The 26,344-nt window shown below is 53.3% G+C and carries 28 protein-coding genes; 10 read left to right on the top strand and 18 right to left on the bottom strand.

Features of this window, described 5'->3' with window-relative positions; all coding sequences use genetic code 11:
* Positions 1–6: 6 nt before the first annotated feature.
* On the bottom strand, positions 7–918 hold the full coding sequence (locus tag AC07P6_RS18720) for a hypothetical protein (RefSeq protein WP_478314148.1): 912 nt from the start codon (positions 916–918) through the stop codon (positions 7–9).
* 43 nt (positions 919–961) lie between these two features.
* Entirely contained in the window at positions 962–1,612 is a 651-nt protein-coding gene (rluE, locus tag AC07P6_RS18715; RefSeq protein WP_182237969.1) for a 23S rRNA pseudouridine(2457) synthase RluE, read from the bottom strand.
* Between the two features lie 236 nt (positions 1,613–1,848).
* On the opposite strand from rluE, the gene icd reads away from it, so the two are divergent.
* Complete coding sequence (icd, locus tag AC07P6_RS18710) at positions 1,849–3,099, top strand: NADP-dependent isocitrate dehydrogenase (protein WP_110273623.1); 1,251 nt, start codon at positions 1,849–1,851, stop codon at positions 3,097–3,099.
* A 100-nt stretch (positions 3,100–3,199) separates the two neighbouring features.
* On the opposite strand, the gene AC07P6_RS18705 is transcribed toward icd, so the two are convergent.
* A complete protein-coding gene (locus AC07P6_RS18705) occupies positions 3,200–3,607 on the bottom strand; it encodes a hypothetical protein (protein ID WP_182237971.1) in 408 nt (135 codons plus the stop codon).
* A gap of 426 nt (positions 3,608–4,033) precedes the next feature.
* Here AC07P6_RS18705 and AC07P6_RS18700 point away from each other — a divergent pair, with 426 nt between their 5' ends.
* Complete coding sequence (locus AC07P6_RS18700; protein WP_478314145.1) at positions 4,034–4,387, top strand: DUF1294 domain-containing protein; 354 nt, start codon at positions 4,034–4,036, stop codon at positions 4,385–4,387.
* A gap of 47 nt (positions 4,388–4,434) precedes the next feature.
* Here the strand turns inward: AC07P6_RS18700 and AC07P6_RS18695 are convergent, their stop codons facing one another.
* Positions 4,435–5,319: a LysR family transcriptional regulator gene (locus tag AC07P6_RS18695; RefSeq protein ID WP_182237975.1), complete on the bottom strand. Its 885-nt coding sequence runs from the start codon at positions 5,317–5,319 to the stop codon at positions 4,435–4,437.
* Positions 5,320–5,416: 97 nt separating this feature from the next.
* Between AC07P6_RS18695 and AC07P6_RS18690 the strand changes: the two genes are divergently transcribed.
* Positions 5,417–6,472 (top strand): SDR family oxidoreductase, encoded by a 1,056-nt coding sequence (locus AC07P6_RS18690; protein ID WP_478314143.1) that lies wholly within the window; start codon positions 5,417–5,419, stop codon positions 6,470–6,472.
* Positions 6,473–6,592: 120 nt separating this feature from the next.
* Entirely contained in the window at positions 6,593–7,420 is an 828-nt protein-coding gene (locus AC07P6_RS18685) for an aminoglycoside phosphotransferase family protein (protein WP_478314141.1), read from the top strand.
* A 71-nt stretch (positions 7,421–7,491) separates the two neighbouring features.
* Here AC07P6_RS18685 and AC07P6_RS18680 read toward each other — a convergent pair whose 3' ends face one another.
* On the bottom strand, positions 7,492–7,881 hold the full coding sequence (locus AC07P6_RS18680) for a tautomerase family protein (RefSeq protein ID WP_110273617.1): 390 nt from the start codon (positions 7,879–7,881) through the stop codon (positions 7,492–7,494).
* 4 nt (positions 7,882–7,885) lie between these two features.
* Positions 7,886–8,188, bottom strand: a complete 303-nt coding sequence (locus AC07P6_RS18675) for a carboxymuconolactone decarboxylase family protein (RefSeq protein ID WP_434659187.1) — start codon at positions 8,186–8,188, stop codon at positions 7,886–7,888.
* Positions 8,189–8,288: 100 nt separating this feature from the next.
* Between AC07P6_RS18675 and AC07P6_RS18670 the strand changes: the two genes are divergently transcribed.
* Positions 8,289–9,173 carry a LysR substrate-binding domain-containing protein gene (locus tag AC07P6_RS18670; RefSeq protein ID WP_478314138.1) on the top strand — a complete coding sequence of 295 codons (885 nt, stop codon included), beginning with the start codon at positions 8,289–8,291 and terminating at the stop codon, positions 9,171–9,173.
* 74 nt (positions 9,174–9,247) lie between these two features.
* Here AC07P6_RS18670 and AC07P6_RS18665 read toward each other — a convergent pair whose 3' ends face one another.
* Together AC07P6_RS18665 and AC07P6_RS18660 are read right to left on the bottom strand one after the other, a co-directional pair.
* Positions 9,248–11,032, bottom strand: coding sequence for a diguanylate cyclase (locus tag AC07P6_RS18665; protein ID WP_434659185.1), 1,785 nt, complete (start codon positions 11,030–11,032; stop codon positions 9,248–9,250).
* 80 nt (positions 11,033–11,112) lie between these two features.
* Complete coding sequence (locus tag AC07P6_RS18660) at positions 11,113–12,300, bottom strand: HD-GYP domain-containing protein (protein ID WP_182237983.1); 1,188 nt, start codon at positions 12,298–12,300, stop codon at positions 11,113–11,115.
* A 307-nt stretch (positions 12,301–12,607) separates the two neighbouring features.
* On the opposite strand from AC07P6_RS18660, the gene fraE reads away from it, so the two are divergent.
* A complete protein-coding gene (fraE, locus tag AC07P6_RS18655) occupies positions 12,608–13,651 on the top strand; it encodes a fructose-asparagine asparaginase (RefSeq protein ID WP_478314135.1) in 1,044 nt (347 codons plus the stop codon).
* A gap of 39 nt (positions 13,652–13,690) precedes the next feature.
* On the opposite strand, the gene fecE is transcribed toward fraE, so the two are convergent.
* The 7 genes from fecE to fecI all read right to left on the bottom strand — a co-directional run bounded on the left by fecE (position 13,691) and on the right by fecI (position 21,262).
* Complete coding sequence (fecE, locus tag AC07P6_RS18650) at positions 13,691–14,458, bottom strand: Fe(3+) dicitrate ABC transporter ATP-binding protein FecE (protein WP_478314133.1); 768 nt, start codon at positions 14,456–14,458, stop codon at positions 13,691–13,693.
* Positions 14,459–15,415: a Fe(3+) dicitrate ABC transporter permease subunit FecD gene (fecD, locus tag AC07P6_RS18645; RefSeq protein ID WP_478314131.1), complete on the bottom strand. Its 957-nt coding sequence runs from the start codon at positions 15,413–15,415 to the stop codon at positions 14,459–14,461.
* Positions 15,412–16,410, bottom strand: coding sequence for an iron-dicitrate ABC transporter permease FecC (fecC, locus tag AC07P6_RS18640; protein WP_478314129.1), 999 nt, complete (start codon positions 16,408–16,410; stop codon positions 15,412–15,414). Before fecC ends, fecD begins: the two co-directional genes overlap by 4 nt.
* A complete protein-coding gene (locus AC07P6_RS18635; RefSeq protein ID WP_434659181.1) occupies positions 16,407–17,309 on the bottom strand; it encodes a Fe(3+) dicitrate ABC transporter substrate-binding protein FecB in 903 nt (300 codons plus the stop codon). Before AC07P6_RS18635 ends, fecC begins: the two co-directional genes overlap by 4 nt.
* Positions 17,310–17,367: 58 nt before the next feature.
* Positions 17,368–19,698, bottom strand: a complete 2,331-nt coding sequence (gene fecA, locus AC07P6_RS18630; protein WP_478314127.1) for a TonB-dependent Fe(3+) dicitrate receptor FecA — start codon at positions 19,696–19,698, stop codon at positions 17,368–17,370.
* 98 nt (positions 19,699–19,796) lie between these two features.
* Complete coding sequence (gene fecR / locus AC07P6_RS18625; protein ID WP_478314126.1) at positions 19,797–20,744, bottom strand: ferric citrate uptake sigma factor regulator FecR; 948 nt, start codon at positions 20,742–20,744, stop codon at positions 19,797–19,799.
* A complete protein-coding gene (gene fecI / locus AC07P6_RS18620; protein WP_478314124.1) occupies positions 20,741–21,262 on the bottom strand; it encodes a ferric citrate uptake sigma factor FecI in 522 nt (173 codons plus the stop codon). The genes fecR and fecI overlap by 4 nt, the downstream gene beginning before the upstream one ends.
* Positions 21,263–21,508: 246 nt before the next feature.
* Between fecI and AC07P6_RS18615 the strand changes: the two genes are divergently transcribed.
* From AC07P6_RS18615 to AC07P6_RS18600, 4 genes are all read left to right on the top strand, one after another.
* Positions 21,509–22,303, top strand: a complete 795-nt coding sequence (locus AC07P6_RS18615; RefSeq protein WP_478314123.1) for an SAM-dependent methyltransferase — start codon at positions 21,509–21,511, stop codon at positions 22,301–22,303.
* Between the two features lie 554 nt (positions 22,304–22,857).
* Positions 22,858–23,772, top strand: a complete 915-nt coding sequence (lpxP, locus tag AC07P6_RS18610; RefSeq protein WP_181482636.1) for a kdo(2)-lipid IV(A) palmitoleoyltransferase — start codon at positions 22,858–22,860, stop codon at positions 23,770–23,772.
* A gap of 91 nt (positions 23,773–23,863) precedes the next feature.
* Complete coding sequence (gene leuE / locus AC07P6_RS18605) at positions 23,864–24,502, top strand: leucine efflux protein LeuE (RefSeq protein WP_110273603.1); 639 nt, start codon at positions 23,864–23,866, stop codon at positions 24,500–24,502.
* A 127-nt stretch (positions 24,503–24,629) separates the two neighbouring features.
* Positions 24,630–24,893 (top strand): DUF2534 family protein, encoded by a 264-nt coding sequence (locus AC07P6_RS18600; protein WP_110273602.1) that lies wholly within the window; start codon positions 24,630–24,632, stop codon positions 24,891–24,893.
* A 55-nt stretch (positions 24,894–24,948) separates the two neighbouring features.
* On the opposite strand, the gene AC07P6_RS18595 is transcribed toward AC07P6_RS18600, so the two are convergent.
* The 3 genes from AC07P6_RS18595 to AC07P6_RS18585 are packed head-to-tail and all read right to left on the bottom strand — an operon-like array spanning position 24,949 to position 26,198.
* Complete coding sequence (locus tag AC07P6_RS18595; protein ID WP_407657800.1) at positions 24,949–25,002, bottom strand: hypothetical protein; 54 nt, start codon at positions 25,000–25,002, stop codon at positions 24,949–24,951.
* Positions 25,003–25,022: 20 nt separating this feature from the next.
* Positions 25,023–25,124: a YoaK family small membrane protein gene (locus AC07P6_RS18590; protein WP_004101234.1), complete on the bottom strand. Its 102-nt coding sequence runs from the start codon at positions 25,122–25,124 to the stop codon at positions 25,023–25,025.
* Between the two features lie 60 nt (positions 25,125–25,184).
* Positions 25,185–26,198 (bottom strand): GGDEF domain-containing protein, encoded by a 1,014-nt coding sequence (locus tag AC07P6_RS18585; protein ID WP_110273601.1) that lies wholly within the window; start codon positions 26,196–26,198, stop codon positions 25,185–25,187.
* Between the last annotated feature and the right edge of the window lie 146 nt (positions 26,199–26,344).

Raw genomic sequence — 26,344 nt, 5'->3', positions numbered from 1 at the left:
TCCTTATTATGGTTCGAACCCTTCTGCGACATCCGGCCAGCGAATTTCGCCGCTGAGTTTATTAAGGCTAATGTAAGCGATAACAGGCGATGTTTCCGGGTCGCCTGCGCCGCGACACTGCGGGGACTGGTGATCTTCACGCACCATCATTTGAATCTCTTTTTCCGCATTCCAGCTTTCATAAAATATACAGCTATAGTCGTGACGTAAATTAAGCGTTACCAGGCGCGATGCTTTGTCGGTTGATAAAGGATTGATATCCTCACGGTAGCTATCGCCACGGTTTAGGGGCGTGAGCCGGGATTTTTTCAACCAGCCGCGCACGATATGGCGATCGGCGGTGTAATAAACGGCCTCGATAAAATCATCGTTGGATTGTTCCTGGACGGAAACAGTATCCCCGGGCAGGAGGAAAACGCTGCTGCTGCGACACTGTTCGTTCGGCACGGAGTAGAACCACGCCCGGCCGGAGCCTTGTATTTGATAGTGGTTATCCTGAGCCGGAGCGAGACTTTCGCGCTGTCGCATCGCTTTTTTTGCCCATTTCTGACACTGGCTGCTGACGGGTAGGGGATTATTCTCCGGTGCCAATCCGGCAGCATTTACCCAGCCGATGGCGAATTGTCCTTTGGCATCGCGAAAACGTACGTATCGATACTGCTGATCCGCAGAGTCACCCAGCGCAATACTGCGGAGTATCTCGACGTTGTCGCCAGCAATCAGAAACTCCGGGAGCGAACATTTGGCTGCGGGAGCCGAGTAGAAATGCAGTCGCCCCCCGGTTTTTACCTGGGCTGAATCATAGAGGTAATTGGCCTCTCCGGCGGCGATACCGGCAAGGGCGTCGCAATTATCCTCTGCAAAACAAAGTGATGAGATGCAGCAGAGACTCAATGTACCAAGAAGGGCTAAACGCATATTTTTCTTCCCTGAAATGACCTTATGCTGCTTTTGGATTGAATTATTCGACCTTTCGCCATTCGCCGTTGGTCAGTCCATCCAGCGTATAGCCGCCCATCGCATAACGAATCAAGCGCAGCGTGGGATAGCCGACGTGTGCGGTCATTCTGCGAACCTGCCGGTTGCGCCCCTCATAAAGCGTGATTTTTAGCCAACTGGTGGGGATCGACTTGCGCTCGCGGATTGGTGGATTTCGTGGCCATAGCCACGCGGGTTCCGCAACCAGCTCAACGCCGGCGGGCAGGGTCGGGCCATCATTTAATGTGACGCCGTCTCGCAGGGCGACCAGTGCCTCCTGCGTCGGCTCACCTTCAATCTGAACATAATATATCTTGCCGGTGCGTTTGCCTGGCTGAGTCAGCGCCGCCTGTAGCGCGCCGTCGTTGGTCAGTACCAGCAGGCCTTCGCTATCCCGGTCCAGCCGACCAGCAGCATAGACTCCAGCAACCGGAATAAAATCTTTTAGCGTGCTGCGCCCGGATTCATCGGTAAATTGTGGCAACACATCATATGGTTTATTGAACAAGATCACAGTTTTTGGTTGGTGTTCTTTACGTTGTCTGGTGACTTGTTGCTTGCTGAATCGCTCAACGCGATGTTTTCTAAATGAAGTTTTTTGCATGGTATTTTCAGACTCTATCAATTGCCGCATTATAGCCTAATTACGAATGCCTTTCATGGACGCAAACATTCAGGTAGTATTGACATGCTCATTACAACTTATTAACAAAAAGGTTGCTCAAACCGATTCGCATTACAGGAAGGCGACACGGACGCGAAATCTCCGGTTAGCGGGATATTCCGATGACGGGAGTGGGCGATTAAAGCCAACGCCCGGCTAGCGTGAAGAGGGAAGAGCAGAACCAGAAGCGCTCGAAGGAGAGGTTAATGGAAAGCAAAGTAGTAGTTCCGGCGGAAGGTCAAAAAATCACCCTGCAAAACGGCAAACTGAACGTCCCTCATAACCCGATTATCCCGTTCATCGAAGGCGATGGTATCGGTGTTGACGTAACCCCAGCAATGCTGAAAGTGGTTGATGCTGCCGTTGAGAAAGCCTATAAGGGCGAGCGTAAAATTTCCTGGATGGAAGTTTACACTGGCGAAAAATCGACCCAGGTTTATGGCCAGGATGTCTGGCTGCCTGCCGAAACTCTTGATCTGATTCGTGATTATCGTGTTGCTATCAAAGGCCCTCTGACCACGCCAGTTGGCGGCGGTATTCGTTCTCTGAACGTTGCTTTGCGTCAGGAACTGGACCTCTACGTTTGCCTGCGCCCGGTACGTTACTACCAGGGTACGCCGAGCCCGGTTAAACATCCTGAACTGACCGACATGGTTATCTTCCGCGAAAACTCAGAAGACATCTATGCAGGTATCGAGTGGAAAGCTGACTCAGCAGAAGCCGATAAAGTGATCAAATTCCTGCGTGATGAAATGGGCGTGAAGAAAATTCGCTTCCCGGAACATTGCGGTATTGGTATCAAGCCATGCTCTGAAGAAGGCACCAAACGCCTGGTTCGCGCCGCTCTCGAATACGCTATCACTAACGATCGCGACTCGCTGACCCTGGTGCACAAGGGCAACATCATGAAATTCACCGAAGGCGCGTTTAAAGACTGGGGCTACCAGCTGGCACGCGAAGAGTTCGGCGGTGAACTGATTGACGGCGGCCCGTGGCTGAAGATCAAAAACCCGAACACCGGGAAAGAGATCGTAGTTAAAGACGTGATCGCCGACGCCTTCCTGCAGCAGATCCTGCTGCGTCCGGCGGAATACGACGTTATCGCGTGTATGAACCTGAACGGTGACTACATCTCTGACGCCCTGGCGGCGCAGGTTGGCGGTATCGGTATCGCTCCGGGCGCGAACATTGGCGACGAGTGTGCACTGTTCGAAGCGACCCACGGTACTGCACCGAAATATGCAGGCCAGGATAAAGTGAACCCAGGTTCTATTATTCTGTCCGCTGAGATGATGCTGCGCCACATGCAGTGGTTCGAAGCTGCAGACTTAATCGTTAAAGGCACTGAAGGCGCAATCGCTGCCAAGACCGTGACCTATGACTTTGAACGTCTGATGGAAGGCGCTAAGCTGCTGAAATGTTCAGAGTTTGGCGACGCGATCATCGCGAATATGTAATCCAGACCTTGGGTTAAACAAGAACGGGAGCCGACGGGCTCCCGTTTTGTATCAGTAATAAAAAGGCTGAGCAACCTGCGGCCTTCACGTCAGTTTCTTGCTATTTAGTTTGCCACATTCGATATTGTCCCCATGCTCCCTGCTCTGTTACATACTCCTGAGGCGTTCCATCGGCAACAATATCCAGTGTTTTACGCATTCCCATACTCAGCGTAGTGCACTCATTACTCACTTTTAATTTATGCGGCCCATTATTAAGATATGCGCTCACGAACTGGTTTTGGCGCAAGAGCGCGACATCTTTACCATCAATAGAGATTAAAAACTTACATGTACCGCCGCTAGCGCTGGCAATAAATTGTTTATTTCTTGTTATTGTCACTTTTGTTTGCGGATGAGCGCTATTCGGCTTTACGACTTCCTGGTTTAGTATTTTTTCTGCCGGGCCATATGGTCTTGCGCATCCGGTAAGACCAATAACGGCGAGTGCCAAAACTATTTTTTTCATATCCCTATTCCCATAAGTAAAAAATCAAGCCAATCCTATCAAGAGTGAGCAAAGCAAAAAATGATTAAACAGGCAATAATTGAGACTGTTCATCGGTAATGACAAAAATCCTGAAGGGGATAGCGATTTGCGACAATCCTAATTGAGTTACAGCATAGTGTGGCAGGTTTAGTTGGTCAGTTGCCAAAAATATGTTCTTAAAGGGGAGGCCGAATTTCTGAGTCTGGTTCCCAGAAGTATCTTTTCATGAATAGTGTACTTTCTTTGCTCATAACAGACAAAGCTATACTGTCACCAAGCCCTTGAGGACCATGAAATTTTCTCAATAGCTCTCTATTTCTGATTCATAGCAGAAGTTTCTTTTAGCGATCTATATTGAGTATAATTCGATTCCAGGACTTTCTGATAACTGCCGTGGCTACTGATATGAATCTCAATCGTTTTTGTTATTTGCTCCTGTCCATCGCGGCGGTTGGAAGCCTATTTACCCCGCATTCCTGTGCCATATGGCTTCTGCTCGTCAACATCCTGACGCTGGTTGTTTACGGCGTGGATAAAATGGCGGCACGCAAGGCCTGGCGCAGAGTGCCGGAACTCACCTTGCTGGTATTTGGGGTTGTGGGAGGGTGGCCTGGCGCGATAGTGGGTCAACAACTCTTTCGCCATAAAACGCAAAAGCAGCCATTTAAAACCTACTTTATCATCAGCGTGATATTGAATATCTCAGCGATGGTGGCGGTTTACCAGCTTGATCTGTTTTCTCCTTTTTCCGCTCCCTGAATATTCACAGAGTTTTCTTTCACAGCGGTAGCCGCATGATAAATGTTTCAGATATTCCCGGTTATCTCAGGCAGTAATTGTTCGATCGCACTAATAATGCTTCTGACTCTCTGGGGGATAAAGCGGGCATCGGGATAGACGGCATAGAGGAAACGGTCAGGTAACCGCCAGGCGGGTAATACAGGAACCAACGTACCCGACCGCAAAGCCCTGGCCGCGAGCGGTCGCTGCATGCCGCCGATACCGATGCCTGACTCCAGTGCCTGTAACAGCGCTTCACTGGTATTGGCACGAAAAACGGTATTGACCTTCACATCGATAGTCTCATCAGCAGAAATTAAGCGTAGCGGTGCTTCCTGTGCGATGCCGCTGAACCGTACATAAGGAAGTCCAGTCAACTTGCTCACAGCATCCACGGGTTTAAAGCCGGGGGCAGCAAAAAGCGCCGTTTCAATGCGCGCCAGCACGCGCGCTGCGTGTGTCTGCGGGGGCTCACTGCTGAGGCGCAGCGCGACATCAACCCCTTCAGTCACAAGGTCAGCAACGCGGTCATCAAGTGAAAGCGTAAGATGCAGCTCTGGATTCGTGGTCTGAAGCGCCAGCAGATGTGGCAAAAAGATCTGGCCCAGACCGCTCGGCAACTGCATATGTACCTTGCCTTGCCATAGATGGTCAGGGTTCAGTCGCCTCTCGGCTTCCCGCATGGCCTCCAACAAAAGCTGCATATCACGTCGATAGATTTCTCCCTGTTCAGTCAGCGCCATTACTCGCGTTGTTCGATGCAGTAATACCACGCCGAGCTCCTCCTCAAGCGCGGCAATCTGCTGGCTGACCGCCGATTGTTTGATACCGCTCTGTCGGGCGGCCGCAGAAAAGGAGCCTGCTTCAGCCACGCGCAAGAAGGTGGCAATCGCATTGAGCTTATTGTTCATTTAATGATTTTTCTTATAAGTGTCATCAGTTTCATGGGATATGTGTGAAAAAAATAATATATCACACTGTATCTGTCACCTTCTCTGGAGAAACACCATGAATAAGATGCAGCAACAAAAGGTCGCGCTGGTTGCCGGCGCCAACGGGATTGTGGGTAGGCAACTTGTCAAAACGCTGCTGCACAATAAGTGGGAGGTTATCGGCTTGAGCCGCCAGGCGTCATCCCACCCTGATGGCATTCCGATAATCAACGTCGACTTATTGGATGCACAGCATAGCGCCCAGAGACTACAATCCCTCTGCGGCATCACCCATATTTTTTACAGCGCCTGGATGAACGCCGCGAACTGGACAGAAATGGTTGAACCGAATGTCACCATGCTGCGTAACCTGGTGAGTAACATTGAGAAAACGGCCCCGCTACAGACCGTAAGCCTGATGCAGGGCTACAAAGTCTACGGCGCGCATCTTGGGCCATTCAAAACCCCTGCACGCGAAAGCGATCCTGGCGTACCCGGCGCGGAATTTAACGCAGCTCAACACGCATGGCTTAGCGATTTTCAGCATGGAAAAACGTGGCACTGGAATGCCATCAGGCCGGGCGTGGTGGGTAGCGCAGTGCCCGGTAATGTTATGAACCTCGCTTTGAGCATCGCACTGTATGCGTCTTTGTGTAAGGCGCAGAATTTACCTTTGCGCTTTCCCGGATCGGAACAAACCTGGCACAGCATCGTTGATCATACTGATGCCGGATTGTTGGCGGAGGCGACGCTGTGGGCAGCAACCTCGCCGATGGCAGAGAATCAGGCATTTAACGTGAATAACGGTGACGTCTGGCGTTGGAGCGAGTTGTGGCCGCATATCGCGCGCTGGTTTGAGCTGGAATGCGCCCCGCCGGTCAGACTGTCATTTCACCAGTTATTTAAGGACTATCGCGCACAATGGCACGAACTTGCCGGGAGCAGGCTGGTGGAAGCGGACATCTTGCAGCTAAACGACGGGAAGTTTGCCGATTTTGTGTTTAGCTGGAATTACGACATGTTTGGTGACGGTAGCAAATTGCGTCGGGCAGGCTTTACTCGCATGCAGGCAACCGACGACATGTTTTTCAGCCTGTTCGCGCAATTGAGATCCGCGTGTATTATCCCCTGACAAGGTATTCCGCAGCAGATTGCAGCTAATGCAGGCCCTCGCTGAGATGAGGGCCTGAATGTGCCCGGACGGCGCAGTGAGGGGCTAGAAAATGACAATAAGAATTTTAAAGGAAGCGTGATGGATACAGACAAGTTAAGTTTCTGGTTGAGTCGTTGGGATCTCATCGCGGACGGCAACCCATTTATCACGCATACCTCAAAGCTACTCCCGGTTAAAACAGCAGCACATGGTATTAAGGCCATGCTGAAAGTGACTGATGATGCGGATGAGCAAACCGGGAACGCACTCATGACATGGTGGGAAGGTAACGGTGCAGCAAAGGTTATTGCGCATGAAAACGAAGCAATTCTACTCGCCCGGGCGACAGGCTCTGCGTCACTGGCAACGATGTCGAGAAAAGGTCAGGATAATGAAGCCTGTCGCATTTTGTGCGCCACGGCTAACAGGCTTCATCGCCCCTCCACGAGACCCTTGCCCCGGTTAACAACTCTGCATGAGTGGTTTTCTGCACTAAAACCAGCAGCTCTGAAATATGGTGGCACCCTGACAATTTGTGCGGAGACCTCAGAAGAATTGCTTTCGTCTCCACGCGATATCGTTGTGTTACATGGTGACTTACACCACGGTAATGTGCTTGATTTTGAGACGTCTGGCTGGTTGGCCATCGATCCAAAAGGGCTCATAGGTGAACGAGGGTTCGACTTTGCCAATATTTTCACTAATCCGGATCTTGATAATCCAGTGCCGCGTGTAGCGACTGTTCCGGAGATATTTAAACAACGACCAAGTATCGTTACCGAGACGGCGGGCCTGGACAGAGAGCGCCTTCTCAAATGGATCATTTCATGGTGCGGGCTATCAGCAGCATGGTCCCTCGAAAGTAACGGCGATGTATCGACAACATTAAAAGTCGCTGAGTTGGCAATTATTGCACTTGAGCAGTGAGCAGAAGCTCAACCTGACCTGCATTCGGCGCGCAAAAACTGCCAGCGACTGATATCCCTGGCACGTTACAATCATAACCCCTCTTCAGAGAGCATCAGTCCATTGCTGAAACTCCACTCATCGGCGGTATTGAACTGAATGATCACCATGACATCATCCGGATTAATACCCAGCGCCGTATGCAGCTGCTCACATAGCGTGCGGCAGAGGTTTTTCTTCTGCTCGAATGCGCGAGGTTTACCTGCCGTGATATGGAACTGAATGAAATTGTCGCTGCGGCCACCGCTTTTATATTGGCGGTCGAACACATGCAGGTTCGCAGGTAGCCTTTCGAAAACCTGAAAGCGATCATGAGGCGGAACGGCAAATTCTCTCTCAAGGCTTTGTTGCAGAATGTCGGAAATCTGCGTTATTTGCGCGTCGCTATAACCCTGATTCAGAGTGATACGAGTGAAAGGCATCTCGTTAATCCTCTTCCAGGCATTCAAAGGCGGAAACCGCTGCAGGCCAGCCCGCGTAGAATGCCAGATGGGTGAAAACCTCAACGATTTCTTCACGGGTCACGCCATTTTGCTGGGCGAAGCGGATATGCCAGGGTAACTGATGAACGCGGCCAAGTGCGGTCAGGGCTCCCAGCGTCACTAAGCTGCGCTCGCGTGGGGAAAGCGGTTCTCGTTTCCAGATATCATTAAAAAGTACATCCCGGCTCAATTCAGCCAGCTTTGGTGCGACGCGGGCCAGGGTTTCACGATCAAGGGATTTCGTCATCGTTCTCTCTCCGTATTGACAGTGAAGTCATTCTGGCGCGATATTTCGATCCTGAAAATTGAATTATCCGCGACTATCTATCCCGTATTTCAGGACGATAATGAATAAGCTTCCTCTTACGCTCGACCTCGACGCACTGCGCAGTTTTGTAACTGGCATTGAGTGCGGCAGCTTTGCGCAGGCAGCAAATCGCCTCTGCCGTTCAACCTCGGCGGTCAGTGCACAGCTGAAAAAACTGGAGCAACAGTGCGGCACCGAACTGGTGGTAAAGAAAGGTCGCCACCTGGAGCTGACCCATCATGGCGAGATAATCATGGGGTATGCCCGTCGTCTGCTGGTGCTAAATGATGAAGCGCTGCGGGCCCTGAATGGCGAACTGTTACAGGGTGAAATACGTATTGGTATGCAGGAAGATTTTGGCGAATCGCTTATGCCCAGAATACTTGGCGAGTTCAAGCGCCACCATCCGGGGGTGCGAATGATTGCCCGCGTTGATCGCAACCGGGCGCTGCTCGAGGCGCTCAATAACAACGTGCTTGATATGGCGTTGCTCTGGCAGCCGGAGAGCGCACAACGTGACGGCAAGTTGATTGCTCAGTGTCCGCTGGAGTGGATAACGCACCCGCAACTGGACATCGGCACGCTGCTGGCGCAGGGCAAGCCGTTGCCGCTGGTGATGCTGGAAAGCCCGTGCCTGATGCGTTCCCGTGCCATTGATTGTCTCGACCGTGCCAACATCGCCTGGCAAGTGGTGTTTGTCAGCCACAGCCTGAGCGGTATTTGGGCAGCCTTGCAGGCGGGGCTTGGCATTACCGTGCGTACCCGTATCGGAATGCCCGGCAACTTGCGTGTGGCGGGAAGTATGCTGCCATCGCCGGGGAATCTGGGGATTACCCTGGAGCAGGGGCCGGGAAACGATGCCATTCATGGAGCAAGGGCGCTGCTGGGGCAACTGATGGAAGAGACGCTATTAAATGCGATGTAAGCGCTATTCGACAGCGTCTCTGCCGCCCCGGCTGTGCAGCATTAGCGAGAGGAGAGGGGGGCTAAGAACGCCACTCACTCCGTTTTCAACATCCCAAAGCTCACAATCCTTGAACGCCCCAGCTCTTTTGCCCGGTAGAGCGCCGCATCCGCCGCGCGCAACAGGCTATCGCTTTGGGTATGCTGCGGGTAGCTGGCGATGCCGATGGAGACATCAACCTGACCCATCTCAGCCAGTCCATAGCGTAAGGTCAGCAGATGTACGCTGTTATAAATATCGGTAGCACAGGCCATAGCGGCCTCTTCGTTGGTTCCGGCCAGCAGCACGAGGAACTCTTCGCCGCCGTAGCGGAAGGCCATCCCGATATCACGCACTGCACGCTGGATGATCGCGGCGACGCTTTTAATCACCAGATCGCCCGCCTCGTGGCCGTAATTATCATTGATTGCCTTAAAGTGATCGATATCGATCATCAGACAACTTAGCGGCGTACCGTTGCGCACGGCCAGATTCATCTGCGTGTGCAGAGCATCGTCAAGATGATGGCGGTTACGCAGTCCAGTGAGCGAATCGAACAGCGCTTTTTCCAGTAGCGCGTTACGTAAACGCTGGTTAGCCAACGCCAGCCCCAGCGCTTCCGCCATCAGTTCGAGATAGGCGCGAGAAGGGGCTGTGGAAGGGGTTACGTTGCGGAATGAAAGCAGGCCAATGGCTTCGCCTTGGGCAATGAGCGGCACGCACAGCGATTGGTTAGCCTGCGCTTGCGGCAGGTGGTAGCAGGCAATGTCTGGTTCGCCATTTACCGGTGGGTGGCTCAGCCCGCGCCGAACGGCCCAGCAGTTGTCGGGATGGAAAACAAGAGGTTCATCCGGCGGCGACAGCCACTGCGCGACGCAGCGCATCTGCCAGGGATCGGTATCGAGGATATAGAGTCGGCCGGGGATCTCAGGGGCGATATTCGGCGCGAACAGCTCAGCAACCTTAATGACATCCTCGAACGACTCGCAGCCTTGTAGCCGCTGGGTCATCCGCGCCAGCAGTTCCCGAATTGCCCAGTCGGCATCGCGCTCTTGCTCAAGTCGCTGCCGCGCAAGACCGTTTTCGCGGAAGATACGAATCGCCTGGGCCATATCGCCAATTTCATCTATCTGGGTAAACTGCGGCGTTTCGACGGCGTAGTCCTGGGAAGCCAGTCGCTGCACGACATCGCTCAAGCGCACGACAGGATATAACACCCGGCGTTTGAGAAGAAAACCCAGTACAAACAGGAACATCAGCGCCGTCAGCCCCACCATCACCTCGGAAAGGGTTCGCCAGATGCGCGATTTCTCCGTGGCCTCGGAAATGGTTTTATTCACCCGGCCTTCAAGCATCAGGCGAAAATGGTCAAGCTGCGTCTGCACCTGCTCAAGTTCTTGCTCGTAGGGAACGCCGTACAGTAAGTTTACCGCCTCTTTCTCTTCCCCTCGATCGGCATGCGCCAGGGCCGTTTGCTGTTCATCCTGCAATTCATCGGCTTTCTGCAAACCATCACGCAATAGCGCCAGTTCTTCAAGCGTCGCGCCATTGTCCCTGAGCTTTTCCAGCCGATGTTCAATCGCAGTTATTGCCTGAGCCTGTTGCCGATACTCCCGTAAAACATCCGGATTTTTTCTGATGATATACAGCCGGGCGAGGTCTGAAAGCTCCCAGGCTCCGTTCTCAACTTCTTCACTAAGTTGATCGAACTGTTGACGCTGTTCAACGGCGCGACGTTCGGCATTGTCCGCGCTGGAGGCCATCAGCATTGCGATGCCTGAAGCGAGGGTCAGGGCGACGGTGATCCCGTAGGCCCAGTTGGTCATGGTGGCGATTCTCACCGGATATATCCTTGCGTGCAGATGAATTAATTATATTTTTTTATAACTGCACCCTTGGTTTACCCGTACAGGCCCGACTCTCAAGAGTGCAGTGTGTTAGTAATAATAGCGTGGAGCGCTTTGGCATGCTGGTGCAAAACGCGATACACGTCTTTATCCAACGCACCATTTATAACATCAGCCTCTATCAGCTGTAATGCTTGCTGAAGGCTCATTCCGTGGCGATAGGGGCGGTCTTCGGTGAGGGCGGTAAAAATATCGGCGATGGCGATAATTCGGTCCGGGAGCTGCAGATAATCCTCATTAAGATGGAGAGGATAACCGCTGCCATCCAGTTTTTCATGATGATTGGCAGCCCAGTTAATGATCTCGCCAAGTTCGCTAAAGGCGCTAAGCAGTTTACCGGTCATGTAGCTATGCTCACGAACCTGAAGTAGCTCTTCGTCATCCAGTTCACCCTGTTTTTCCAGAATCGCCAACGGGATATAGATTTTGCCAATATCATGTAAATAGCCGGCGATTTCGATTTTTTGGCACTCTAATTCCGGCAGATTTATGTAGGTTGCCAGCATTCGGGATATTTTCCCGACCATCAGACTGTGGCTGGCGGTAAAGCTGCTGTAGGTGTCTACAATTTTGGCGATCAATAAACAGATGTCTTTCAGGCCATCGATATCGATGTAAATAGCGTTAATTGGGCCGATAATCTCCAGCATCCGCTGAATATGCCCGGGGTTAAGATGCAGCCAAAAATGCTCCTTTTGGGCGAGCTGGCATAAGGTCTGGCACAGCTGCGGGTCGATCTCCTGATATAGCGCACGAAATTTATCAATGACAATGTCGGTTTGATAGGTGGTGGCGGTTTTATCGCTGGATAACAGGCGCTCAAAGACGTCGGCAAAATAAACAATATGCTGTTCGAGGCTGCCTCTGTGGCTCGGGCTAAAATGGTGGTCGCGGATAATCGGCAGAATGGGGGCCAGAGTGGCTAACCCATCTAGCATTTCGGCTCCCCGATGCTGATGCGGGTCGTCGAGATTATCTATCGCGTTGAGTGAAGCGATAACCCTTTTGTCGCCCAGCACGCCGATATCGTGCAGCAGAGCGGCGCAAAAAATGGTCTGCTGCTGCTGACGAGACAAGCCGGCCGCGAGCGCAAGCTCTAGCGCAATCAGCGCCGTTCTTTGCATATGAAGATGTAATTCAGGGTTAATGATTTGTATGACGCGGGTGGCAAGCATCAATGCTGATTTTAAGGCGATACGCATCGTTTTTCTCCATCGCGTTACCCGAATTGTTTTGGTTCATTTCGCTCATCACATTGCCGATTATGTAACCATCACGCGCTTTATGCCTGTATTACAGAATTCGTTGAATAAGTTGATTCTGATTCAGAATTTTATAGCGCCCATTTTTAGCGCGTCTCTGCACCAAAGTAGCGCCAAGGGTGAATAAAAAATCCTTTTTTGTCTGATAGTTAATCATTTTTATGTTTAAAACAAAAATAAATCCTGGCAAGCCGTTTGCATTAACGCTGTGCGTGTTTGATTAATATCTATTTTGGGATGAGTAATTATGAATTTTAGAGCATTACTGGCCATTGCGTTACTGACAGTGAGTACTTTTGCATTAAGTGAGACGCGCCTGCCGCACATTGTGATCCTGGCGACCGGAGGAACCATTGCCGGCTCGGCGGCCAGCAACACCCAAACGACCGGGTATAAAGCCGGCGCGATTGGCGTACAGACGCTGATTAATGCCGTGCCTGAGATGAGCAAGGTCGCGCGCGTTGACGGTGAGCAGGTAGCCAATATTGGCAGCGAAAATATGACCAGCGATATTATTCTCAAGTTGTCAAAACGCGTTAATGAGCTGCTGGCCCGCGATGACGTAGACGGCGTCGTGATTACTCATGGAACCGATACGCTGGATGAAACGCCTTATTTCCTCAACCTGACGGTAAAAAGCATTAAGCCGGTGGTCTTCACCGCGGCAATGCGTCCGGCAACGGCCATCAGCGCCGATGGTCCGATGAATCTGCTGGAGGCGGTAACCGTGGCGGCTGATCCGCAAGCGAAAGGTCGTGGCGTGATGGTGGTTCTTAATGACCGTATCGGTGCTGCACGTTTCGTGACCAAAACGAATGCGACGACGCTGGATACCTTTAAGGCACCCGAAGAGGGCTACCTGGGTGTTATCGTCAGCGGCAAGCCGCAGTTTGAAACCCGGGTGGATAAAATTCACACCGTGCGTTCTGTTTTTGACGTGCGTAACCTTAACGCACTGCCAAAAGTGGTCATTATTTATGGCTATCAGGACGATCCGGAATATATGTATGACGCGGCGATTGCGCACCATGCCGACGGCATTATCTATGCGGGTACCGGAGCGGGTTCGGTTTCCGTACGTAGTGCGGCAGGGATCGAAAAAGCGGAAAAAGCCGGTATCGTGGTGGTTCGCGCCTCGCGTACCGGTAGCGGCGTGGTACCGATTGATGACGGCCAGCCGGGGCTGGTATCCGATTCGCTCAATCCGGCTAAAGCGCGCATTCTGCTGATGACGGCGCTGACGCAAACTAAAAATCCGCAGGTGATTCAGCAATATTTCCACACTTACTGATTATCCTCAGGTATGGCGCGTTCTGCGCCATACCTCGTATTATTTCACCACGCACATCGGGCGCTGCGATACCGGCTCCGGATGAATCTCTGCCTCCAGACTGAAGACCTCGCGCAGCATTTCTGGCGTCAGCACCGTTTCCGCTGGGCCCTGAGCCTGCACCTGGCCCCCAGCAAGTACCACCAAATGATCGCAGTAGCGGCTGGCCTGATTAAGATCGTGCAGCACAGTGACCACGGTTTTTCCCATTAGCTGTAGCTCGCGCATCAGCTTCATTAACTCCACCTGGTGATTGATATCCAGCCAGGTTGTTGGCTCATCAAGCAGCACCAGCGGCGTATCCTGAGCCAGCAGTAGCGCCAGAAATGCCCGCTGCCGCTGGCCGCCGGAAAGGGCGCTTAGTGGCTGCTCTGCCAGCGCAGCGATGCCTGTTCGTTCAAGCGCGCGCTCAATGCTCTCTCTATCCTGTACCGAAAGCCGCCCCCATATTGGCAACCACGGGCTGCGACCATAGCTGACCAGCTCGCGCACGGTCACGCCTTCAGGTACGTGATGCTGCTGCGGAAGGAGTGCCAGCCGCCGTGCCAGTTGACGAGTCGAGATACCATTTAAGGTCTGATTACCAAGCCAAATCTCCCCAGCGTCCGGCGTCAGAAGGCGAGAAAAGCACTTCAACAGAGTGGATTTACCGCAGCCGTTCGGCCCCAGAAGTGCGGTGATTTTCCCGCCCGGTAACGTCAGGTTGAGATTGTTAATAATGCGCTTGCCGTCATAGCCAGCGGTCAGATTTTCCGTTCGCAGTTCCATTTAACGCATTCTCACAAGTAGCCAGATAAACCAGGGCGCGCCAATAATCGCTGTCAGCACGCCTGCCGGAAGCTCCATCGGCGGGTTGAGCGTTCGCGCCAGCAGATCGGCGAGCAGCAGAACCAGCCCGCCCATCAGCGCCGAAACCGGCAGTAAATAACGATGACGTCCACCGAACAGGCGGCGAACAAGATGCGGCACGACGAGACTGATAAAAGCGATAGGGCCGCAGACCGCGACGCTGACCGAGGCGAGGGCGACTGCCAGAGTGAGGCCGTAGCCGTTAAGCCAGCGCGTGTTGACGCCGAGCGTTCCGGCGCGGTCGCTGCCTAAGGCCAGCAGGTCGAGATCGCGGCTGAGAGTAAAGCTCAGGGGCAGCAAAATCGCGAGCAGGGGCAGGGCGATGATGACAAATGAGCTATCTCTGGCCCACAGACTACCGGTTAGCCACAGCAGCGCGTTATTGATTTCCTGAGGGCGCGACAGTAAAAGATAATCGGTCACGCTGGCCCAGCAGGCCGACAGCGCCACGCCGGTCAGCGCCAGGCGCATTGGGCGGGAAAAACCGGCAAGGGCAATCAGGATGACCATCGCCGACATCCCGCCAATAAAGGCCAGTAGCGGCAACCACAGCGGGGACAGGGACGGCATAAACCACAATGCGCTTACCGACGCCAGGCTTGCCGCATGGTTAATGCCCAGAATATCCGGCGAGGCCAGCGGATTGCGTACAATTCCCTGAACCAGCACGCCGGAAACCGCCAGCGCGGCGCCGATTATCAGCGCCAGCACCACGCGCGGCAGGCGATATTGCATCAGGACGTAGTGATGTTCGCTACCCGGATGCCAGCCATCAAGCAGCGCCCGCCACGGCAGCGGGACTGCGCCCATACGCAACGAAAGCACGGTTAACAGCGCCAGAACGAGCAGTAAAAAGCTGACGCGGCGGAGTCTCATCCGCGCCTCCTGACCAGCCAGACGAAACAGGGTGCACCGACCAGAGCCAGCACCGCGCCCGCCGGGAGCTCTCCCGGCCAGGCCAGCGCTCTGGCGAGAATATCCGCTAATAGCATAAATAAAGCGCCCAGCGTGGCGCTCATAGGCAGAAGCGTACGATGATCGTAACCGGCCCAAAGCCGTGCCAGATGCGGGATCAGCAGACCGATAAAGGCGACCGGCCCGGCGACGCTGACGCAGGCCCCGGTGAGTAACAAAGCGGCGGCGTTAATCAGCAGGCGCAGACGGGGCAAGTTCACTCCCAGTGAATGGGCGGCGCTATCGCTGACGTTCAGCAAATTAAGCGCATTGGCCAACAGAAAGACACCGGGAATAATCAATACCGTAAAAGGCAGAAGCTGCCAGAACTCTGCCCAGCGCACGTGGGAAACGCCGCCAGCCAGCCAGGTGAGAATACCGTATGCGTGATCTTCCGCCAGCAGCAGAGTTATGCGGGTCAGCGCCATGCATAGCGCCGAGAGGGCAATCCCGGCGAGGATCAGCCGATTGCGATCCAGCTCCTGACGCCAGCCGCCGCCAGCGGTCATCACCAGCATCCAACTGATTCCACCGCCGCAGGCGGCAATCAACGCCAACGAAAGCCCGGTCAGCGGTGCCGGGCTGAAGGCGCTGGTCAGCGCCATTGCCAGCGCCGCGCCGCTATTGATGCCCAGCAAAGAGGGAGAGGCCAGCGGGTTATGGGTCAGGGTTTGCAGCAGCGTGCCTGAAACAGCGAGGCTGGCCCCGAGCATCATCGCCACCAGGCTGCGGGGCAGGCGCAGATTAAGCACTAACGCCTGCGCAAGGGGAGGCGTTTTCGGCGCGAGCAAGGCGTGCAGGGCATTTAGCGGCGAAATCGGGATTGCCGAATAGCAAAACAGGCTCAGCCAGAACAGACCGATGAGCGTCAGCAGCGGCAATCCCCAGATAAAAAACGATCGACGGAACGGCCTCATGGTGCGCTATCAACCGCCTGGTGGTGGACGATTTTCACCATATCGCCAGCGATACGCTCGGCGGCAAAGATCCCGCGCATTCTTGCCCAGCTGTTGCTATCGACGGCGGCAATCTGCTGCTTTTGTTGGGCCTGTAATATTTGCCAGAGCGCGTCCTGCTGCCATTTTTTAACGATGCTTTCGGCCCGATAATGGGCCACCAGCAACCATTGCGGATTAATCGCCAGCAGCTGTTCGAGATTGATCGCCGCCATCGGCGCGCCGTTGATCGGCTGCGGAACCTTCAGGCCAAGCGCCGCCAGCACGCTGCCGGTATACGATTGCGTCGAATGAAGATTGAACTGCTGCTCGCGCGAGGTGCCAAATAGCACGCTGGCACCGGCTGGTAGCTGGCGGGCAAACGCTGCCATAGTTTGCCGATGCTGCGCCAGGCGCTGCCGCATCTCTGCCTCTTTGCCAACCGCTTTGCCAATAATTCCCGCCGACTGCAGATTTTCCTCCCAGGTTTCATTGCGTGATTTCAACAACAGTACCGGGGCAATCTGTTGCAGGGAGGCGTAAATGCCGCTATGGCGGCTGCTATCGGCAATAATCAGGTCAGGATGCAGGGCGCTGATGGCTTCCAGTGAGGGCTGGGCGCGGGTACCTACCGACTGCCAGGGTTTCAGGCGCGCACGTACGTCCGGCAGAATTCGCGATGGGTCGTTATCATCGGCCACGCCCACCGGGCTGACGTCAATCGCCGCCAGCGCGTCAACAAAGGAGAGTTCGAGCACCACGATCCGCTGCGGTGTCTTATCAAGAGTTAAAGTGCCGTGCTCATCCTGCACGGTGACGGCGAATGCGGGGCCTGTCAGGAATAGCAGGCCAAAAATAAACATGCGAACAATGCTAAACATAGTCAACTCCAGCTTGCCGGACAGGGCGCTTGCGCCGCTATCCGGCAACAAACCATCATCAGAATTTCATCGATCCTTGCAGATACAGCGTGCGCGGCTGACCGGCGTAAAGGCCTTTGTTGTTATCGTCGTAAGAGCGGGTGTAATACTCATGATCGAAGATGTTTTTCACCCCCAGCGCGAGGTTGAGGTTGGCCATTTGCGGGCCAAAATCATAGGCCACTCGCGCGCCCCACAGCATATAGCCAGGAATACGCCCGGTGCTGCCGTCGGCGCTCTCCTCCACGGTGTTGGCGTTATCCGCAAACTGGCTGGACTGGAAGTCGCTACTGAGGTTAAACGTCCAGCTGCCGGGCTTGTAATCGACGCCAAAGGTGCCTTTGTGTTTTGGCGAGAAGGGAACCTGGTTGCCGTAGGTATCACCTTTTTCGCGGATTTCGGCGTTGACATAGGCATAGCTGGCGTAGACCGAGAGGTTATCCAGGGTGGGGGAAAGTTCGCCAAGGTCGTAACGGGTTTGCGCTTCCAGGCCGCTATGACGGGTTTTACCGCGTGCGGTAACCGTGTCGTTAGTCTGGTTGGAGTCGTACTGATTATTAAAGTTAATCAGGAATAGTCCCATCTCGGCGCTCAGCGCGCCGTCGTCGTAGCGGGTGCCGACTTCCCAGGTGCGTGCTTTTTCCGGTTCCACATTGCCGCTTTGCACAGCCTTGCCAATTTGGCTGTACTGTACGGTGCCGAATGAGCCTTCTGTGTTGGCATAGATATTCCAGCTGTCGGTGAGGTGATAAAGAACGTTTAGCGCCGGGAGCGGCGCGTTATAGCTGACCTGCTCGCGGGTGCCTTTTATATTGTTGTCCTGATACGACTCGATGTGCTCAAAGCGCATGCCCGGCGTAATCGTCCAGTTGCCGATATCAATACGGTCGTCGATATACCAGGCGTGGGCTTCGGTGCCGGAGCGGGTATCGCGATCGTACGGGCTGGCGGTGCTGGGCAGCTCGCCGCTGGTGGTCGCGGTGTAATAACGCATCTCGTGGGTCGATTCATTCACATAGCGGTAGCCGACGCCGACTTCATGCGCCGATGGGCCCATCATAAAGCTCTGGCTGTAGCGTGGTTCAATGCCGCGAACCCAATATTCACGTGGCGAGAGGGTAATACGCTTGCCCTGTTCCAGATAACCGCTGCGCAGGGTGTGGGTATAGAACCCCTGAATATTAAATTTATGCTGCGCGTCCGGTTGATATTGGTAGCCAAGACTGGCGAGCTGGCGGCGTCCCCAGAAGCGGTCGTAAGGGCGGGTGGATTGCCAGCGATCGGCGTTATAGTCGGCGCGGGAGAGGCCGCCGGGCATATCGGCTTCACCGTCGTAGTATTGCAGCAGGCTGTTAAAGGTATGCACTTCGTTGGGCGCATATTTGCTTTTCAGCATCACATCGTCGATGCGTGTCGCGCTGTGTTCGCGCCAGTCGCTGCCGCGGGTGCCGGAGTAGAGCAGGGCGGAGCCGAAACCGTTATCCGCCGTGCCGCCGATCATTAAGTTATGCGTTTCTTTCGGATTGTTTTGCGAAGAGGTAGGGCTGAGTTGCCCCTCAATGCCGCCCTCTATACCGAAATCCTCAGGAATGGCGCGGGTCACGAAGTTCACCACGCCGCCGACGCTTTGCGGCCCATAGCGCACCGCACCGGCACCGCGTACCACATCCACCGCATCCATATTGCCGAGCGAGACCGGTGCCAGCGAAAGCTGCGGCTGGCCGTAAGGCGCAAAAGGCACTGGGATGCCGTCCATCAATACCGTGGAACGGCTGGCAAGACGCGGATTGAGGCCGCGAATACCAAAGTTCATCGCCAGATCGTGACTGCCGGTACCGGTATTTTCCGGTGCATTCACGCCGGGAATTCGGTTCAGAACTTCGCGCATGGTGGTCGCGCCGGTTTTGGCGAAATCTTCCCGGCGGATAACATCACGGGCACCTGCGTGCTCAAAGACATCGTTTCCCCGGGCGTCGCCGAGCCAGTCGCCCACTACGGTTAAGGTAGATTCGCTACTGACGGGCGCGGGTTCCAGCGTCCAGACGTTATTACCCAGCGCTTTTAGCTGTAATCCGCTGCCGTCCAGCAGCGTGTGTAATCCCTGCTCGGTTTCAAAACTGCCGTGCAGGCCGGGGCTGAGCTTACCGCGCGTCAGGCTGGCATCGGCGGAGAGCGTGATGCCGCTGCGGGCGGCATATTGGTTAAGTACGTTGTCTAAATCCCCGGCTGCAATATCAAACTGCGTGGCGGCAAATACCGGCACGGCAGTCAGCCCCACTAACGGCAGCAGACTGATACGAATTGCCATCACCAGAGGCAGCGGTTTGCGTAGAACGCGTAAAGGCGTCATGAGTTCTCCATGATCGTTTTTGGTTGTATTCACCTAATAAGTCGAACGAGCAGGGGAAAAGGGACAATGGAGAATGAGAATTTTTTTGATTTTTTTTCTCAAGCCGGAATCACGGTGACCCAATAGCGGGTGACAAACTGCAATTTTATCGGCAGGGTTTGTGCGATGACCTTAAGGATGTCGTCAGGATCCCCTAACGGGAAGGTTCCGCTGAGGCGTAAATCAGCTACGGCGGGATCGCAACGCAGTACGCCGGAGCGATAGCGGGCAACGCTGGCGACCACCTCGCTCAGTGGGGTATCACGGAAGGTTAATATTCCTTGCGTCCAGCTATCTTCACCGCCGTTAAGTGCGACCAGGGCGGCGAAGCGATCGCGGGTGAACCACAGGCTTTCTCCGGCGTTGACTCTTTGCTTGCTGCCCGAAGGCAAAACCGCTTCGACGGTGTGCTGCTGCACGGCAAGTTGTGTTCCGCCCGCGAACTGGCGCACAGTGAATTCGGTCCCGAGCGCGGTTAGCAAGCCATCACGAGTCCGTACCCGGAACGGTCGCTGTTGGTTGTCGTGCGCGGTCTTAATGGCGATTTCGCCATAGCGCAGATGGACGAGGCGCTGATGAGCGTCAAAACGGACATCAGCAGCGCTTTCGGTGTTCAGTGTGAGCAGCGTGCCATCGGCAAGCCGCTGCTGGCGCGGCAGGCCCTTTGCCGTGCGGTAGTCGGCGCGTAGCCCATCAGCCAGTTCGGAATCCCATAGCTGCCAGCCGCCACCGGCAACCAGCAAAAGCAGCAGCCCTTTCAGCACCTGGCGGCGAGCCAGACGGCTATCGTGCAGCGCCCGGCTGGCCAGTCCGCCGGGCAATTGCCCCATCTGCTGACGCAAGTTTTCCACCTGTTGCCAGGCCCACTGGTGATCATTGTTCTGCTCATACCACTGTTGCCAGCGGGCTTCCTGCGTTGGGCTGACGTGACCTTCGCTCAGAACGGCGTACCAGTGCGAAGCCGAACGCAACGCCTGACGACGGGAGTCGCTCAACGCCGGGTTCACAGGCCGTTCTCCAGGCGAAAAAGCAGGCAGTGCTCGGTAGCTCTCGCCATATATTTTTTGACAGAGCTGACGGATACCGACAGACGGTTGGCGATTTCGGCGTAGGTCAGGCCTTCGAGCTGCGAGAGTAAAAATGCCTCCCGGGTTTTTACATTGAGCCCATCCAGCATGGCGTCAATTTGCTGTAACAGTTCAAGCTGGCTTTGCCGCAGCTCGGGCGAGGGGACCAGCTCTTCCGGTAGCTGCGAGAGCATGTCCAGCCATGCGCGCTCCAGCGCATGGCGGCGGAACAGGTCGATCATCACTCGTTTGGCAATAGTGCAAAGGAAAGACTTTGGATCGCGAATCGTTGCCAGCGGCTCGCCGCCCATAATTCGCACGAAGGTATCCTGCGCGACGTCATCGGCGTCAAAGGAAGATTGCAGCTTATGGGTAAGCCAGTTTTTCAGCCAGCCGTGATGGTCGCTATACAGCGAGGCAAGCGTCAACGGTGCAGCGGTAGCGGAAGGCTGGGACATGAGCGGGTTCAGAAAAATTCATCAGTGTGCCGTATGTTAATATGAGAATGGTTATCATTTCAATTGAAGCGCAATCCGCTTATCAATCATGAAGTGAATAGTTGCTATAAGTAACTGTTAAATATTGAATAGATTTTTTTACCGCCAATTACCCCTGCCATTAATGCAAATAAAATTCATTATCATTATTCCCTCGGTAATCATAATGATGTATTTATAATGCATGTTATAGATAAGGAGATTCTGATGAACGCAAGCGACAAAGCAGGGCATACCTTTTTGGCAAGTTTGGGGAAAACTCGTCTGCGCCCCGGCGGCGTGGAGGCGACGGAGTGGTTGTTTCAGCAAGCGGGATTGACTCCTGACAGCAAAGTGCTGGAGGTTGCCTGTAATATGGGCACCACTTCGATAGAGCTGGCGCAGCGTTTTCGCTGTAGCGTCTACGCAATTGATATGGATAAAGACGCGCTGGCGATAGCGCGGCAAAACATCGTCCGTGAAGGCGTGGATAATCGGGTATTAGTGATGGAGGCTAATGCTAATCGACTGCCTTTTCCTGATGGTGCCTTTGATGTAGTGATTAATGAGGCGATGCTGACGATGTATGGTGATAAAGCTAAGGAGAGGCTGGTGGCGGAATATTTTCGCGTGCTCAAACCCGGCGGTCGTTTGCTGACCCACGATATTATGTACACGCAAGAGGCGCTGGAAGAGGGGGCTCGGATGCAGTTGCAGGGCGTAGTGAAATCCAACGTGAGCCCGTTGAGCGCCGAAGGCTGGCAGGCGCTTTTTGAGCGGACAGGTTTCGATTACGTTCGTTATCACCACGGGCGGATGTCGCTAATGTCGCCCAAAGGGCTTATCAAAGATGAAGGATTCAAACAGGCGCTGAAGATTGCCTGTAATGGTTTACTGAAGCGCGAGAATCGTCCGAGATTTTTATCGATGATGCGCTTTTTCCAAAGTCAAAAGCACCGTCTGAACTTTATCGCCTGCTGTTCAGTTAAAGGTGTAAAGGTCCAGGTGGAGAGTGAAAAATAACGCAAGGAATATGAATAACTGTCGATAAACATTATTTACTGTCAGCGGTGTAAAATAAGGTGATTCTTATTTCAGAGTGAATATCAAAAATATTTCACCTTGCATCTCTTTTTTGGCGGGTAATTCTGATTGACGGCCGTGGGGTTTTGTATTTTGGCCAGTAATGATTAGCGTGGTATTTATTGCTTATAAGGTCCAGGGAAGGGGACGAACTTAACCTCCAGTGGTTCCCTTCTACACCGCATGGCTTCTGAGGCAGCCCATGATTTTCTGCATGCATGGCATCGAAGTTCAATGGTGCTCTGATGAATGATTAGCCTGGAAAACATTCTTTTTATAGATATTCGTAATGATTTGTTCATTTTTATTTTACATTTTGTTACAGGTGTGCTTGTATTGTGTTTTTTTATGCTGGCGTGGTTTTTTACTTGCCGGAGTGAATTTACCAGTATTATTATTGTCAGTAATGCTATACGTATCGCCTAATGACTCGATGAAGGGACTCGTTTTTTCCTTAAGCGTTACCTCATGTTTGAATGTTTACAGGAAAAACCATGTCTTGCGCTTTTAATAAAAGTCTCCTCCATCCCCGTAATTGGGGGACCTGGTTTGGCCTTGCCATACTCTGGCTCATCGTTCAATTACCCTATCCCGTTTTACATACCATCGGTACCAGCGCTGGCCGGGCATCGCGACGTTTTCTAAAACGCCGTGAACGTATCGCCCGACGTAACCTCGAACTCTGTTTTCCGGATATGTCGCCAGCGGAGCGAGACAAGCTTATTGAACAAAACTTCATGTCGCTAGGGATGGGTCTTATCGAGACCGGTATGGCATGGTTCTGGAGCGATGAGCGAGTGAGAAAATGGTTTGACGTTGAAGGCCTGGATAACCTCAACAACGCGATGAGTGCGGGAAAAGGAGTGATGGCTGTCGGCGTGCACTTTATGTCACTTGAATTAGGTGGTCGCACTATGGGGCTGTGTCGCCCGATGATGGCAACTTATCGCCCACATAACAGCCCGCTGATGGAGTGGGTGCAGACTCGCGGTCGTTTACGTTCCAACAAAGCGATGATTGACCGCCGCAATTTGTCTGGTCTGGTCCATGCATTGAAATCTGGCGAGGCCGTTTGGTTCGCCCCGGATCAGGATTACGGCCCCAAGGGAAGCGTGTTTGCTCCGTTCTTCTCTGTGGAACACGCGGCAACGACCAACGGTACCTACGTGCTATCTCGCTTGTCTGGTGCGAAAATGCTGACTATCAGCATGGTACGCAAGCCAGACCGCAAAGGTTACCGCCTCTATATCAGTGATGTGATGAGCGATTATCCAGGCGAAGATAAGCAGGATGCGGCCAGCTATATCAATAAAGTCATTGAGAAAGAGATCCTGCGTGCGCCGGAGCAATATTTGTGGGTTCACCGCCGCTTTAAAACCCGTCCGCAGGGCGAAACTTCGCTGTATTAAGACATCCGCACTCACAGCGCTTTCAAAATGGTCTCCGTTGCGTTAACGTGCGCGGGATCATATTTTTTTGTTGTAAGCGAAGGAGTGCGTTGTGTTCGCTGAGTTTGGTGTTTTGAATTACCTGACCTATCTGGTTGGGGCTATCTTTATTATCCTGGTGCCCGGCCCGAATACCTTTTTTGTCCTCAAAACTGGCGTTGCTCACGGCGTTAAAAAGGGCTATCTGGCGGCAGCTGGCGTGTTTATTGGCGATGCGGTACTGATGTTTCTCGCTTTTGCGGGCGTCGCGACGCTTATCAAAACCACGCCGGTACTGTTCAATATTGTCCGTTACCTGGGGGCGATTTATCTACTGTGGATGGGCGGTAAGATGCTCTACGCGGTGTTAACCCAGCGCGATGGTCATTCTGCGTCTGATTCCGAACCAGGGAGCGCGATTCTTAAGCGTTCGCTGACTCTCAGCCTGACGAATCCGAAAGCCATTCTGTTTTATGTCTCTTTTTTCGTGCAGTTTATCGACGTTAATGCCAAAACCCCAGGCCTCGCGTTCTTTATTCTGGCGCTGACTCTGGAAATCATTAGCTTCTGCTACATGAGCTTCCTGATCGTCTCCGGCTCTTTTGTGACGCGCTATGTCAAAACGAAAAAGAAACTGGCGAAAATAGGCAACAGCCTTATTGGCTTAGTCTTTGTCGGTTTCGCTGCCCGTCTGGCGACCCTTCAGTCGTAATCGTTGGGCCGGTACGCGCGACCGGCCCGATAGCGACTATCACTGTTTCGTAACAAAATCCCTTCAATTTTTATTGCATTGGTGTTACATATACAGCCGATTATCGCTCAGAAAAAAGGGAACCCGGATGATTCTGCAGAAACTCACCAGCAATAAAAACAGCAAGAAGTTTTTCCTGTCGATAGGGGCGGTGTTTGCCATCGCGCTTTTCGTGGTTGGCCGTGCGACCTTTGGGGGCGTGGTGAGCGAGTATAATATGCCGTACTCAGAGTGGACGACGTCAATGTTCTTCCTGCAAGGGGCGATGGTCACGGTTTATAGCATTGTGTTCACGCTGCTATTCTCTATTCCGCTGGGTTTCCTGTTTTTAGGTTCCGATCGTCAGGACTAGCGTAATGCAATAAGGCGAACCGAAGTTCGCCTTATTCAGCGTTCTGCCACCCGCCTTACCACCAGCCGAACTGCGTACCCGCTACAGCCACAATGGCAATGATAAGCATAATAATGGTGCTTTTTTTCATTATGCCCCGCCCGGTGCCGCATAACCGCCGACAAAAAACCAGCCCAGAAAAACAACGGCAACGATAAATATAGCCACCGGAAATAGAATGCCCAGTCTCATTGTTTTGTCCCTATAGGTGCGAAATATGCCTGACATCATACGGGATATTCACGCGTTGTATTAGTCTATATGAAAGAAAGTCCCCTGGCGGCGTGACTTCTTATCCTGATACATCGCATCGTCAGCGGCACGCAGCGCCTGTTCGACGTCCATCGTCTGAGGGTTGACGTCGATAACGCCAAAACTGGCGCCGGGGTAGTGAATACGGTTCCCGGCAAGAAAATAGGTCCCCGTTAACTCATGGCGTAACGCGGCGATATACTCTAGCTGTTCTGCTAATTCAAGGCCCGGGCCGACAATTAAAAATTCATCTCCACCAAGGCGACCGACAATATCGCCGCTACGTACACGGGCATTGAGACGCTCGCCAATCTGAATGAGAAAACTGTCGCCACACGGGTGACCGAATCGATCGTTTATCGCTTTAAAATCATCAAGGTCGATAAAAATCATCAGCACATTGCGCTGCTGCTCACATGCGCGCGGGAATTGAGCGGAAAGGTGCTTAAACAGCGAACGACGGTTGGGCAAACCGGTCAATTCATCGGTATAAGAGTGCATTTCAAGCGCGACGTTAGCCGTACGCAACTGTTGCACCAGCGTCTCTTTCTCAACGTAATGGGAGATGAGTTTGGCAAACAGATTCATGACCTGCTCACCCTCAAGGTTATAGGGCTGTCTTTCGCGGCTGGTTGCACACAGCGTACCGAACAGCGAGCCATCGGTCAGGCGCACCGGAATGCTGAAGAAGGTGGCTATGCCCAAATCCTGCGCCGCAATGCACGAACGCCAGCGCTCGGCCACGTCGTTGCTGAACAGGCAGCGATCGTCCAGCGCACGCTTGCACAGCGAGTCGTTCCATGGGACGGAAAAACCTTCAGGGATCTGCATTTCGCTGCTGTTGTGCGCATACATAATCAGCTGTCGCTGCGCTTCAAAGTCGATACGCGTCAGGTAGGTGGATTCCATTCGAGTGACAAGCTCCAGCATCTCAAGTAACTGCCGCACCAATGCTTCCAGAGAGTGTTCATTGGCGAGAGTTTGTGAGACGCGGGCAAGAATAAAGTCGGACATGAATGATACGGCTCCCGAACGCTAATCGTGACTACCAGCAAATTATGCTAAAAACGACCATCAGCGCAGAGTAAACAGAGATACATAAAATTTAACACATCTGTTGGGAGAATACCTGTATCGGCACCAGGAAAAAAAGCCCCGTC

The sequence above is a fragment of the Klebsiella sp. GFKo11 genome (assembly GCF_056490265.1).
This window is presented reverse-complemented; position numbering and strand designations above follow the sequence as displayed.